Origin of the sequence: Paenibacillus phyllosphaerae (assembly GCF_014192105.1) — a bacterium.
In the GTDB taxonomy this organism is placed as follows: domain Bacteria; phylum Bacillota; class Bacilli; order Paenibacillales; family Paenibacillaceae; genus Paenibacillus_Z; species Paenibacillus_Z phyllosphaerae.
Genome location: NZ_JACHXK010000036.1, coordinates 26,305 through 39,281, shown reverse-complemented (window position 1 = coordinate 39,281; position 12,977 = coordinate 26,305). Strand labels below are relative to the sequence as shown.

The following is a 12,977-nucleotide window of genomic DNA, read 5'->3' as shown; positions in this document are numbered from 1 at the left end:
GGTCGTTCCTTCCCTAGGAAGAAACAACCGGATGGGAATAGCTACTCAATTAAGAAGCGCAGAAGCCTGTAAAGCTTAACCTGACAGCATTGCCCTCCATTGGAGGGGAACCAGAGGGCAACCGCCCTCTGGACACCCGTAATTAGCGCGACTCGTTACGCGGCCGTCTTCGATGTGTCCTGTCGAGCTTGGCCCGCTTTTGTCCCCGTGGCGCATTGCTTGTGGCAACCGCCGCGGGGACAAAGCTCTCCGTTCGAGCTTCGTTCGTTACGTTTTGCCTTGGGGAGATGACCTGGCGCGTTTGAGCATATGGCGGCTTATGAGCTGACTCTCGCTTGACGTCCACTTTGTGGACACGCTGACTTTCTTCTTATGAAGACAAACGACCACCACGGGCTCATGCCGTTGGTGGTCGTTTCTTATTTATGTGAGCTGCTGCCGTACGTTTGCCGAGTTCAAACTTATTTGAACTAGAACCTCTTTCAGCTGACGGTTATCCTTCAACCGGATCAGCTTCGCTTCGTAATGGGATAGTTTGGCCTCGAATCGGCTGCGATTTTGCTCGAAGTCGCGCGTCCACTTGTACATCATTTTTAACATGGATAAGTCCGGTGTGTAATGACAGCTCTCCATCCCCAGATTCTGCTTCACGAAACGGGTGAAGATCCGGATCCTCCGCTTCCATAAGGGAGGGTCTAGGAAAATGACGGTATCGGCCATCGCATATAAGCATTGGTATGACTCCCGATCCGTGCCTTCGAAGATCCAAGGTCCCTGACGATCGAGATCCGCTAGAACCTCAACTTGCTCATCCGCTGTGCGCTTCGTTCGTCCGGATGACGTTTGAGGATGCACGATGGAATCTAGTTCATGCCACGGGATATTCAGCTTCGCGGACAATTCTCTGGCCAACGTCGTTTTGCCGCTGGCTACGATACCGATAATTAGGATTTTGGACATGCCTCGATTGACTCCCTACAGAAAAACAAACATATTAACTCGCAGCGGGAACCCCCGTCTGCTGAAGCGCCGCCCACTTCCGCTTGCGCCAACGGTACGCCATCAGGATCCCCCGTACCCACTCGTCGACGACGAAGGCCGACAGAATCCCGTACAAGCCCATATCGAGATGAATGCCGAACAAATACGCGGAAGGCACCGCAAGACCCCACATGAAGACGATGCCGACATATACCGGATACCGGACGTCTCCCGCCGCTCGAAGCGCGCTGATGAGAATTAAGTTGAACGCCCGGCCCGGCTCAAGCAGGAACGCAAGCAACAGCAGTTTGCGCCCAAGCGCGATGACCTCCTGATTATCGGTGAACAGCCCGAGCAGCATGCCGCCGATCAGATTGTAGAAGCCGGCCATGATTAAGCTGATGCCAATGCCGAACGCGAGGCTGCGGAAGCCGACCCGGTATGCGCCGTCCCGGTCCTGGGCACCGATCAGCCGGGCGACCAGAATTTGCGTCCCTTGCGCGATCGCTAGCGAGAATAGCGTAATGAGATAAATAATATGGAACGTGTACACGCGCGTAATCATCGCCGTAACGCCGAGCGTCGCGATAAATCCGGTAATGACGAGCTGCGATATGTTATAGGACAGCTGTTCGCCGGCCGACGGGATGCCGATCCCGAGCAGTTCCTTCATATGTTGCACGCGAAGGCGTATATAATCGGACCATGCCGGCTTGTGGTCCAGCACTCGCAGCAGCAGAACCAACATGAGTATGAATCCGACGGCGCGGCTACAGACGGTTGATACCGCTACGCCTTGAACGCCGTACACCGGAATGCCTAAGAACCCATGGAGCGCGATATAGTTGCCGAGTACATGGATAACGTTCATGAAGACGGAGACAAGCATCACTTGCCGCGTCAGACCATGGCTCTTCAGTCCTGCCGATGCGGTAAGCAGCAGCGCCTGCACGAAGATCAGTCCGCCTGTCAGGTTCAAATAAGGTACCGCATAAGGCATGAGTTCGTCCTGCAGCCCCATTACGCGCAGGATGGGTCGTCCGGTCGATAGCAGCAGAATACTGACGAGCAGGCCGAAGACCAAATTCATCGTGAGCGCCGAGGCAGCGAAACGAGGCACACCGCTGCGGTCGCCTGCTCCAAGCTTGCGGGCGATCAGAATTGTCGTGCCGGCCCCCACAACGGTAAACAGCAGGTTCATCGTGTTGTTCAGCTGATTGACGACGCCGACGGCCGCGACCGCATTGTCATCATATTGGCCTAGCATATAGGTATCGACGATACCCATCAGCATATGCAGCGCCAGCTCAATGAAGATGGGCCACGTTAAGGCGAATAAATTCGGCATGCGTTCACGCTGCCTGGCGGAGTGTAAAGTCATGGCTTCGAGTCCTTTGCACCAATGTCGTATGGGCATTATAGCACTCGATTCGCCATGCCTGTACCGCATAAAGTATAGGCGATCCTATAGAAATTAAAGATTCTCAGGTCGCCGGGAGCCTCTATAAAGGCCTCGTTAAGTTACGCCTGACCGGCTTGCACCGCCGCTGCCAGCGTGTAGTCGAACAGCGCTTGGATTTCAATCCCCTGCACATGCTGCAAAATCCGATACGTCTGCTCCGAGCCGACACCGCTCTCCTGCAGCGCAATGGCGTCTACGAACAACAGCGCGTTCCATCGGGAACCGGCCGCAAGGCCCTCGATCGCATCCTTCACTTTGCCTTCCGCCGCAGACGTCCAGTCGCTCTCTTCCTTCAGCCATCGGAACGCTTGCTCCTCAAGCTGCCGGGACGCCGCGTGCTTGCCTGAAGCGTACAGCCAATACTTTGCATTGCTGTAGTCATGCTCCATGTGGTGAATAATGCCGTGCCAGTATGCGCCTGTCGCATCATGCTCGATCTGTTGCGCATAGCCGTGCGCAAGGTCAATGCTGTCATTGAGCAGATGCAGGCCGCATTTGAGCGCAATCGCCAGCGTACCGCGAGGCTCGGCCAATACCAGTGCGGCAATGTCCGTGTCGAGTTCCTCACGCCATGGCTGCTTAGGCGAAAGCGGCGCCGCTTCCTCCCTTGCACGAAGCTTAACGATCAGGTCTTCAAGCTGTTCGTTCTTCACCTTCATCCGTGTAACGCCTCCTCCACGTATCTACAGTTACTATACGACAATCGCCCCTATGTACAAAAGCGCCTGCTCGATTAGCAGACGCTTTCTGATATGTCTTATTTGAATGCTTTGGTCAAGTAGATCGTGCCATCCAGCTCGTATCCGATTGTCCAGCCCAGTAAGGAACCGAGCGCGCGGATCGGCACGAGGGTGCGTCCGTCTTTTTCTCCTATGTAAGCCCCAAGCTCTACCTCTGCGCCATTCACCATAATGACCGTATCGCCATGCTTGAAGGAAGCGGTCAGTTCATCCGTCGTCAGCGTCGTGTAGACGCCATTCTCGCTCCAAGTCAGCTCTGCGCCGATCGCGTCCGCGAAATATTTGAGCGGCACATAGGTCATTTGGTTGATGATCTCGGGAACGACGTCCATCGTCACGGTGCGCTCGCCGTTAATGTCCATCACCATGCTGCCAAGCCACATCGTAATCGTCATGTTCTTGACCGCCGGGAATTCAGTACCGTTAACGACTACCGTAGTGGAAGAATCCGTCGTTGTCTCCTCTGCAGCGGAAGCCATTGTCGGCACCAGCAGCGTCATGGCCAGCAGACCCATACCAACCTTTGAACGTAAACCCATCATTCTCATCTCTCCCTTTAGTCATCTTGACCTGCAATGAATATCGCTTGACACTTAGGATATACACCAGTCAAAAATCGTTTGAAACGACAAATTCAAGATAAAAAAATAAATCCCTTAAACGGCGAAATTCGTCGCTTAAGGGTCAATATTACCGATTCAAGGGCGGTTCGGGCTGGGTAATATAGGTCTTTGGGCTTGTTCTAGATTACCATTCCGCATCCCATGCCAATTCGTAGCCGCTAGTTTGTTTCTGCTCTCTTCTGGCATGCCGCTTCGATTCGTGGAAGGCATATTCCGTTCCCATATAGCTGGCAAAATGCTTGCTTTCCTGGCGGCGGATCTTCCGTGCTTCCTTCCGCTCCGGCGCGGTCTCGAACAACAGCCGCTCTTCGTCGGTCTCCGGCACTACTGCTGGCACCAGAGTCGGGCGGTCATCATCGCCAAGCGCGACGAACGTAAGGAAGGACGTTGCGCACACCTTGCGCTGGCCGGTCAACAGATCCTCGGTTACGACGCGGACGAACACCTCCATGGACGTTTTGTGCGTCCAGGTCACGAACGCGGTCAGGCTGACGGCATCGCCTTTCTTCACCGGATGGAGGAAATCGACCGAATCGGTCGACGCGGTTACGACCGGGCGGCGGGCATGGCGCGTCGCGGCGATCGTCGCCACATCGTCGATATAGGCCATCAGCTTACCGCCGAAAATCGTTCCATGATGGTTCGTATCCGGGGGCAGGACGATCGAGTCTTTTATCGTTAACGAGTCGGACGAGGATCTAACCGACAAGGGGATATCAATAATTTCTTTTAGCATTTTCATTGTTGTACCTTCTCTCAAGTTGTTGGGTAACGCTTAGTTTACACGCGACTCATGTATAGGTAAAATACATATATCGCATAGGTTTCATTCCTTTTCACTATACTTGACACCAACGGAGAAGAGTCATGGACTTGAAACAATTGCACTATTTTACGGCTGTCGCCGAAGCCGGCAGCTTCACGCAAGCCGCAAGACAGCTGCATATTACGCAGCCTTCGCTATCTAAGATGGTCCGCTTGCTGGAGGAAGAGCTCGGCGTCCAGCTCATCGACCGCTCGGCCAAACAAATCGCGCTAACGGACGCCGGCTGGACCATTCTGCGCTCGGCCAAGCAGGTACTCCAATCGGTCGAGCATATGACGAGCGAGCTCGAGGAGGTCGTCACGCTCAAGAAGGGCACGCTGCGGCTAGGGATTCCCCCGATGATCGGCGGTTATTTCCTCCCTTCGATTATCGAGAAGTTCTTGTCCAACTACCCGCAGATTCAGCTTCACGTCATCGAACAAGGCGGCAAGAGCCTCGAGCAGGACGTGCTGCACGGCGACCTCGATTTCAGCATGGTCATCCTCCCTGTCAAGGAGGAGGAGCAGTTCCATATCGTACCGTGCATGCACGAGAATTTGCAGCTGGTCGTCCATGTCCAGCATCCGCTCGCGCAGCTGGAATCCGTATCGCTCGCGCAGCTTGAGCAGGAAGCTTTTATTATGTTCCGCAATGATTTCACCTTGCATCATCTCATCATCGAGCATTGCCAACGCGCGGGCTTCACCCCGAGAATCGTTCTCGAGAGCTCGCAGTGGGACTTCATGACCGAGATGGTCGCGGCGAAGTACGGCGTTACCCTGTTGCCCGAAGGGATAAGCAAGCAGCTGGATCCCAGGCGATTCGCAGCCATCCCGATTCGGCAGCCGGTCATTCCTTGGCAGCTGTCGATGGTCTGGCGGAAGGACAAATATTTGTCTTTTGCAGCGCGGGAATGGATTCGCGTCGTCCAGGCGGAATTGTCGGGGCTTTCTTAACGGGGCGATTGCGGTATAATGATGACGTAAGACTATAAACATAAAAGGTGACCAACATTCATGATCGAAGTCAAACAATCGCCGCTTAGCGACGGCGAATTTAACCGCGGCGTATTCGCCAAGCAGGATATTCCACAAGGTACGCTGTTCCATGAAGCGCCGGTCATTCCTTACCCGAATGAACAGCATGAGCATATCGAGAAGACGCTGCTGGCAGATTACGCCTTCAATTACGGTGCGAACCATTCCGCATTGCTGCTCGGCTACGGCATGCTCTTCAACCACTCCTACGAGCCGAATACCTACTACGAGTTGAATTTCGATCAGCACACGGTCGATTTCTATGCTTATAAGGATATTAAAGCCGGGGAAGAGTTACTCATTAACTATAATGGCGAGGTCGATAATGACGATCCGTTGTGGTTTAACGAGGATCAAGACGAAGATGAAGAAGAAGACGAGGACGAACAGCAAGAAGTGAACGGTAAATAACTAGTTTTCCATACGTACTCGAACAAAGCTGCCACTGGGATAACCAGGGCAGCTTTGTCGTTATTTCGGCAGCCTTCCGATCATAACGTTATCGCACCTCTACTTCCGGCAATATCGTCTTGCGCAATCCAGCCTGCAACGTTCAAGTTTATTCGCTCGTTCCGTACTCTTGTAGGCCTTGAAGCGCAGAAAAGCCGCCCTCGCGGGCGGCCTCCTAGACGTTGAAGCAAACGATTATTTGCTGTGCGACACTTCAGGCGTCGTCAGCTTGTCGTAGAAATCAACGCTCTTATCTTTATCCGGCGTATCGCGAAGCGCCATCGCCGAACGCGGATGCTCATCGAGCATGCCTGTAATCATGTAAGGAATGATATAGCCCCACTCTTCCTTCTCGCGGAGCGGAATCATGTACGTCTCGATCATATCGAGCACAGGACGCAGTTTGTACTTCGGATTCTTCAAGTTCGCAACGAGCAGCTCTGTTGTGCAGTTGCCTGCCGCGCGGCCCATGCCGTAGACGGAAGCATCGAGAAGCTCGACGCCTTTCTCCGCTGCGATCAGCGTGTTCGCGAATGCCAGCTGCATGTTGTTGTGCGTATGAACGCCCAGACGCTTGTTCGGCAGATGCGTACGGAACTTGTCGACCAGGTGGCTGAAGTCGTTCGGCTTCAGCGAGCCGTAGGAATCGACGATGTACACGACGTCGACAACGCTGTTGTTGATCTGCTCAAACGCTTCGAGCAGCTGATGCTCCATGACGTTCGAGAGCGCCATAATGTTCAGCGTCGTCTCGTAGCCGCGGTCGTGGAACAGCTGCACAAGCTCGAGCGCCTTGTCTACATCCTGAATGTAGCACGCGACGCGGATCAGATCGAGCATGCTCTGCTCGCGCGGAAGAATGTCGTTCTCATCGACGCGGCCGATATCCACCAGCGCGGACAGCTTCGTGTTCAGCTTCTGCGGAATGACTTTCCGCAGGAATTCATCGTCCAGGAAACGCCATGGACCGGCGCTGTCGGCGCCCTTGAGCAGTTTCGGCGAGTTCTTGTAGCCGATTTCCATATACTCAACGCCTGCGTCGTTCAGGCAGTTGTACAGATGCTGAACGAACTCGACGCTAAAATCCCAGTTATTGACGAGTCCGCCGTCGCGGATCGTGCAGTCAACGATTTTGCAATGACTTGTTTTCGAATTCATGGCGATAAAACTCCTTCTGCTAGGCAAGTGTCTTTTTTACCCATCATACTTGAATACATTGGCGAACGCAACGCTTTTATGCATAAAAGCGTTGCAACGTTATGCCGTTGCAGTCTCTTTCTCATAAAGGCAGAAGCCATCCCGCTCTCCTTTGAATGTATAGCCAAGCCCGCTGTAGAAGCGATTCAGCGTTGCATTGCTGGCGATGCAGTCCAGTCTGATCCGGTCTTTGCCCGTGAAGCTGACGCCTTCTTCCGCCCATCTCATCATCGCTTCGCCCAGTCCGCCGCCGGAGAATTCCCGATTGATCGCCAGACGATGCAAGTAGATGGCGGACGAGCAGCCGGATGCCTCGTCGCCCCATAAGTCCAGATCCCACTGGCTCGGCTCCTGCATCAGTATGAAGGTGCCCGCCAGCGCTTCTCCCGCTTCAAAGACGAACACCTCGCCGCGCGTGATCGCGCCAGCCATATTATGTCCGTCCTGTCCGCTCAGCAGCGCGCCCCACTGCGTAGAACCTTTGCTCTGCAGCCATCTAGCCGTCTGCAAGAGCAGCTCCTGTACCGCTTTCGTGTCGGATGGCACCGCTTGCCTGACTTTTATCCGTGCCGATAAGTCCGGCTTATGAATGGTGTAGGATACCATGAAACCTTGCCTCCGATATTAATAGGATGTCCAAATTGTAGCATCATCGGCGTGAACGCTTCAACCCGTACCGTTCGACATCATTTTACAAAAAGATTACAAAATCAAGGGGTTTTATACAGTAATGTCGAAGATACATACAGGCCTAAGCGATTATAATCGAGGAGGGTGATTGACAATCGAGCACGTGAAAGATTTACTCTTGCAGCTGGTTATCGCGCTCTCTCCATTTGTTTTCTACCATATTTATTACCAGGGCAGGGACGAGAACTATTCGAGAGTGTTTATTCTGATTACCAGCATGGTCTGCCTGTTCGCCTCCATGACCTTTCCTTCGACTGTCCAAGAAGGGATTTTATTCGATGCCAGGTATGTCATTATGTTCTTCGGCCTGCTGTTCGGAGGCTTGTCGACCGGCTTCATTCTGTTGGTCGAATTCATGATGTACCGGCTGTATATTGGCGGCACCGGGCTGCTCCCTGCCATAATCATTCTAGCGATCACGTTCCCGTTCTCCGTGTACATGAGCCAGCTGTATCGGCGCAGGATGGGCAACGTCTGGACGCTTGTTACAGCAGGACTGGGTTTCTCCGCCATACCGCTTGTCGTTCTATACCTCATGCATCCCGTTTACGTACTGAACAATCTTGAATTCCATATCCTTGTGATACCTGTCCAGAATTCATTCGGCATAGGGTTGCTCATCTCGCTGTTCAACAAATCCGTCGCGGACAAGGAGCTGCAGCTGCGTCTCATCCACAATGAGAAAGCGGAAGCGATCGGCCAAGTGGCCGCATCCATGGCGCATGAAGTGAGGAATCCCCTCACTACCGTGCTCGGGTTCCTGAAGCTGATCCGCGATCATCGAGCCTCGCCAGAGAAAGTAGAGCGCTTCATCGATATCAGCATCGAGGAAATCAAGCGAACCGAGCAGATTCTTACGGATTACTTGGCCATCTCCAAACCGCTCTCGCAGCATCGCGAGCAGATCGATCTTGTCCCGCAGTTAGCCGCGGTCATCGAGCTCATGACCCCGTATGCCACGATGCATAATGTCGTTCTGAACTGCGGACAGCTCCCGCCCAAGCCGGTCTGGCTTACGGCCACCGCCACGGAAATGAAGCAGATGCTGGTCAATTTCACGAAGAATGCCATTGAGGCCTGCTCGGAGAGAGATCGCGGCAAGGTGACGCTGTCGTTGCAGCTGACGAACAAATCCGTCTCGCTGCTCATCCAGGATAACGGCATCGGAATGACCGAAGAGCAAGTCAGGCGGCTAGGGTCGATCTATTATTCGACCAAGACGAGCGGCACCGGACTTGGCCTCACCTTTTCCTATCAGCTGATTCGTTCAATGGATGGATCGGTTCAAGTTCATAGCGTGCCGGAGGCGGGAACCAGCTTTACGATATGGCTGCCGCTGGCCAGACCCCTACAAGTCCGGCGCGCGAAAAACTAAAACAAAATGGCCATGCAGGGTTTCGTCCTGCATGGCCAACAGCTCATCGTTACACTTGCTTCATCGTATTCTGATAGATCGCAAGCGCCCGCTTCATCCGGGCGATATACGCTTCATCCCCACTGGAACACTGATAACGAACCTCGCCTTGTCCCCCGCTTTCGAGCAGACGCTCAGCGGCAAGGACCTCGACCAAGCGATTCACCGTTCCTTTGCTGCCGTCCACCAATTGGATATGTCCCGGCAGAAACTCACGCAACAACTCGCGGTAGAATGGAAAATGCGTGCAGCCCAGCACGAGCGTACCGTAAGCCCTCAGATCGAATGCGGACAGCTTCTCTTCGAAGTAAGCGCGAATCGTCGCCTGATCAAAACAAAGCTCCTCGCAAAATTGCACCAGCTCGGGCAGCGGCAGCGAATCGACGATGTGCGCATTGTCGACGCGCGAGATCAAGGCGATATATTTGGACTGTCTCAAGGTGATCGGCGTTGCCAGGACCAGTACGCGCTTGCCGCTTGCGCGGTTCATCTCCACGGCCGGCTTCACGGCCGGTTCCATGCCGATAATCGGGATATCGTAATGCTGCCTAAGCTCAGCGATCGCCAGACTCGTAGCCGTATTGCAAGCTATGACGACGGCCTTGACCTCTTCCTTCATCACCTGTTCCATCGAGGCGCGAATATAACGCTTCACCTCGTCATGCGGTTTCGGTCCATAAGGGACATGCAGCGTATCTGCGAAGTATAAATATTGTTCATCGGGCAGCTGCCTTAACGCCTCAGCCAATACAGTCAATCCGCCAAGCCCAGAGTCAAAAAAAGCAATTCGCATTAGGTTCACCAAATTCCAGTCATAGTAAGAGAAAATATTTTAGGGTAACAGAAATCCTTCCAGCCGTTCCTTCACGCTTGACCATTGATCGTCAATTATACTATACACGATATAGTCTCTTTGATTATACCTCTTGCGTGATAGGCCTTCGCAAGCGGCGCCTAGCCGTTCGATTGCCCGCTGCGAACGAAGATTATCCGGTGTGGTCACCAGCTCGACGCGCACGGCTCCCCATTCTTCGAAAGCGTACTGCAGGAGCATGTATTTGCATTCCGTATTTACCCGAGTACGCCATACCTTCGGCATATACCACGTAGAGCCGATGTTTAAGCTGCGATTTTTCGGCGAAATGCGGAGCAGTCTCGTACAGCCGACAATTTGCTGAAGCACATGATCCCAGACCACATACGGCAGTTCCTCCCCTTGTTCGCGCGCTGCAATCGCCTTGCTTACATAAGCAGCCACATCTTCTTCCGACTCCAGCTTGAATGGGTAATAATTCCAGACTTCCGGATGCCTTGCGCACGCCAGCAATCCTTTGGTATGACTGCTTTCCAGCGGGATCAGGGAGACGCGTCTCTGAGCCAATTGCCGAGTGCTATTCATCCTACGCCTCCCAATTTAGCTTTGCTTGGACGAACGTCCTGCTGCAGCGGCAGAACGACGGTAATTTCCGTCCCGACGTTAAGCTCGCTCTTGAACGAGATCTGTCCGTGCATCATCTCGATAATGCGCAGCGATACCGAAGTTCCTAGACCCGTCCCCTTCTCCTTCGTCGAATAGAACAAGGTGCCGAGACGGCTCAGCTCGCCTTCGCTCATGCCGCGACCCGTATCGGCGATCGTAATGACCCCTTCATGGCCTCTTCGCTTCAGTCTGAGCGTCACGACGCCTCCGGACGGGGTCGCTTCGATCGCGTTCTTGATCAGATTGATCAACGCCTGCTGCAGCCTTGCCCGGTCGGTCTCGAGGTAGAGCCCTTCATCCAGATCACTGAGCAGGATGACCCCTTCGATATTCGCCAGCGGGTCGAGCAGAATTTTCATATTCGCCATCATCGGCGCGAGCTCGAAACGTTCGATTTTCTCCAGTTTGGGCCGGGAGACGTTTAAGTAATCGTTAATGATCGCTTCCGCCCTGCCGAGCTCTTCAAGCATAATCGGTATATAAGCGAGCTGCCCCTCCTTACGCTCGCTGTTCAGCTGCAGGAAGCCCTTCACGACGGTCAGCGGATTGCGGATCTCGTGGGCGATCGACGCCGCAAGCTCCCCGATCGTATTGATTTTCTCCGCCCGCAGCAGCTCCTTCTTCATCGTCTCGCGTTCGATGATCGCCTCGTTCAGCGTCGTCGCGATCGTCAGGCCGAAGAACAGCGCCAGCGTGAAGAAACTGATTTTGAACAATTGCTCGAGCGTTACCGCTTGTACATCCTGCATGAGCAGATAGCTCGTCAGAATGAACAGCATGACCAAGCCCGGCCAACTGCCGACAAGCAGCGCCCGCTTGAACCGTCCGCGGCCCGTCAGCTTCTTGAATGATTTGCTCTGTATGTAAGGAACGGTAGCTGATAGCAGCGCACTGATATAACCGAATACGACCGCATCTCCGCCGATGTAGGTTCGCATGCCTAAGATACAGGCAAGAACGATGAGACCGGCCTTGGGGCCGCCATACAGGAAACCGATCACGAGCGGAATGTATCTTAAATCCCAGTACAACCCGTAATCGTAGATCGGGATCGCCAGACAAAGCATGGAAGCGATGCCTTGCAGCAGCCCGAAGGCATATGGATTATTGCCAATCTTCTCGTGAAAGATGCCATAGATGAAAGTAGGAACAAGCGTAATGAGCACATCCAGAAGCAGAATCTGTTCGAACATAAATCCCCCTCATTCATCGGCAGCTGTATAGATGTAGTTCGTGATCGACGGGCTTTTTCCTCCCCTTGCGGTTCGAGTTGAATTGGGAATGTAAGGAATGGCTGCAGCCGCGCCAAACAGCACCGCCGCTTATGTTCGGTGCTGCCTATGCTGTTATGAGCAAGAACATCATTCCGGCTTAGCCGTAAGCCATGAATTCCAACCGGTTGCCGAACGGATCAGATACGTAGAAGCGGGCGATGCCTTCCGCCTGCCTTGCATCATCCAAGGCGACCTTCACGCCTTCTTGCTCCAAGCGTGCGCGCAGCGCGTTCAGATGGTGCACGAGAAAAGCGGGATGCGCTTTGGCCGCGGGGACAAAATCCGTCTGGACGCCGATATGGACTTGGTGCGGACCGCATTGGAACCACACGCCGCCTCGCTTCTTCAGCTCTTCGGGCTTCGGCACCTCATGCCAGCCGAGCAGCTCACCGTAGAACTGCCGTGCCTGGGCTTCATGCTTCGGAGGCGCGGCCAGTTGGACATGGTCGATGCCCGCATAGGAAAAATTCATATTTACCCCTCCTCGATTGTTTCATTCATCGAAATCAAGTTTCATTTTATCATAATTTCACCATATCTACCCATATATGAGAATCGGTTTATGTTCATCGCCGAATTAAAAAAGCCGCACATGAACATTCGTTCATCTGCGGCTTGCATATGCTACTCATTCCGGGTCACTGCGCGTATGTTGGCACCGGGATGAAGCAGAAGAATTTGCAGTTTCGCGTCCTCGATGCCGATCGCTTGAATTTCGCGATAATAGACGACCTCCGCATGAGGTTCTGCATACTCGACTGTAAATACCTCTTGCTTGATCTCCAATGAATCCAGCTCCTTTGCCAGCGAGTTTACTTACCTGT

Annotated in this window: 15 protein-coding genes; 3 read left to right on the top strand and 12 right to left on the bottom strand. The window is 53.6% G+C overall.

What is annotated here, in order from left to right:
• Positions 1-423: 423 nt before the first annotated feature.
• The 5 genes from FHS18_RS32960 to FHS18_RS32940 form a co-directional block, all read right to left on the bottom strand.
• Positions 424-960: a P-loop NTPase family protein gene (locus FHS18_RS32960; protein ID WP_183604638.1), complete on the bottom strand. Its 537-nt coding sequence runs from the start codon at positions 958-960 to the stop codon at positions 424-426.
• A gap of 34 nt (positions 961-994) precedes the next feature.
• Positions 995-2,362, bottom strand: coding sequence for an MATE family efflux transporter (locus FHS18_RS32955; RefSeq protein ID WP_246428050.1), 1,368 nt, complete (start codon positions 2,360-2,362; stop codon positions 995-997).
• 140 nt (positions 2,363-2,502) lie between these two features.
• On the bottom strand, positions 2,503-3,102 hold the full coding sequence (locus FHS18_RS32950) for a hypothetical protein (RefSeq protein ID WP_183604637.1): 600 nt from the start codon (positions 3,100-3,102) through the stop codon (positions 2,503-2,505).
• A gap of 98 nt (positions 3,103-3,200) precedes the next feature.
• Positions 3,201-3,725 (bottom strand): stalk domain-containing protein, encoded by a 525-nt coding sequence (locus FHS18_RS32945; RefSeq protein ID WP_183604636.1) that lies wholly within the window; start codon positions 3,723-3,725, stop codon positions 3,201-3,203.
• Positions 3,726-3,930: 205 nt separating this feature from the next.
• The gene (locus FHS18_RS32940) at positions 3,931-4,548 is read right to left on the bottom strand and encodes an acyl-CoA thioesterase (protein WP_246428049.1); all 618 of its coding nucleotides are present in this window, start codon (positions 4,546-4,548) and stop codon (positions 3,931-3,933) included.
• A 125-nt stretch (positions 4,549-4,673) separates the two neighbouring features.
• Between FHS18_RS32940 and FHS18_RS32935 the strand changes: the two genes are divergently transcribed.
• Both FHS18_RS32935 and FHS18_RS32930 read left to right on the top strand, forming a co-directional pair.
• Positions 4,674-5,567, top strand: a complete 894-nt coding sequence (locus FHS18_RS32935) for a LysR family transcriptional regulator (protein ID WP_183604635.1) — start codon at positions 4,674-4,676, stop codon at positions 5,565-5,567.
• A gap of 60 nt (positions 5,568-5,627) precedes the next feature.
• Positions 5,628-6,059: an SET domain-containing protein gene (locus tag FHS18_RS32930; protein ID WP_183604634.1), complete on the top strand. Its 432-nt coding sequence runs from the start codon at positions 5,628-5,630 to the stop codon at positions 6,057-6,059.
• Between the two features lie 234 nt (positions 6,060-6,293).
• On the opposite strand, the gene FHS18_RS32925 is transcribed toward FHS18_RS32930, so the two are convergent.
• On the bottom strand, positions 6,294-7,256 hold the full coding sequence (locus tag FHS18_RS32925; RefSeq protein WP_183604633.1) for an aldolase catalytic domain-containing protein: 963 nt from the start codon (positions 7,254-7,256) through the stop codon (positions 6,294-6,296).
• A gap of 99 nt (positions 7,257-7,355) precedes the next feature.
• Positions 7,356-7,901, bottom strand: a complete 546-nt coding sequence (locus FHS18_RS32920) for a GNAT family N-acetyltransferase (RefSeq protein WP_183604632.1) — start codon at positions 7,899-7,901, stop codon at positions 7,356-7,358.
• A 172-nt stretch (positions 7,902-8,073) separates the two neighbouring features.
• Between FHS18_RS32920 and FHS18_RS32915 the strand changes: the two genes are divergently transcribed.
• Positions 8,074-9,360: a sensor histidine kinase gene (locus FHS18_RS32915; RefSeq protein ID WP_246428048.1), complete on the top strand. Its 1,287-nt coding sequence runs from the start codon at positions 8,074-8,076 to the stop codon at positions 9,358-9,360.
• 49 nt (positions 9,361-9,409) lie between these two features.
• Here FHS18_RS32915 and murI read toward each other — a convergent pair whose 3' ends face one another.
• The 5 genes from murI to FHS18_RS32890 form a co-directional block, all read right to left on the bottom strand.
• Positions 9,410-10,192, bottom strand: a complete 783-nt coding sequence (gene murI, locus FHS18_RS32910; protein WP_183604631.1) for a glutamate racemase — start codon at positions 10,190-10,192, stop codon at positions 9,410-9,412.
• Between the two features lie 39 nt (positions 10,193-10,231).
• Positions 10,232-10,798 (bottom strand): GNAT family N-acetyltransferase, encoded by a 567-nt coding sequence (locus FHS18_RS32905; protein WP_183604630.1) that lies wholly within the window; start codon positions 10,796-10,798, stop codon positions 10,232-10,234.
• Complete coding sequence (locus FHS18_RS32900; protein WP_183604629.1) at positions 10,795-12,072, bottom strand: sensor histidine kinase; 1,278 nt, start codon at positions 12,070-12,072, stop codon at positions 10,795-10,797. Before FHS18_RS32900 ends, FHS18_RS32905 begins: the two co-directional genes overlap by 4 nt.
• A 178-nt stretch (positions 12,073-12,250) precedes the next feature.
• The gene (locus FHS18_RS32895; protein ID WP_183604628.1) at positions 12,251-12,625 is read right to left on the bottom strand and encodes a VOC family protein; all 375 of its coding nucleotides are present in this window, start codon (positions 12,623-12,625) and stop codon (positions 12,251-12,253) included.
• 152 nt (positions 12,626-12,777) lie between these two features.
• Positions 12,778-12,939 carry a hypothetical protein gene (locus FHS18_RS32890; protein WP_183604627.1) on the bottom strand — a complete coding sequence of 54 codons (162 nt, stop codon included), beginning with the start codon at positions 12,937-12,939 and terminating at the stop codon, positions 12,778-12,780.
• Positions 12,940-12,977: the final 38 nt, after the last annotated feature.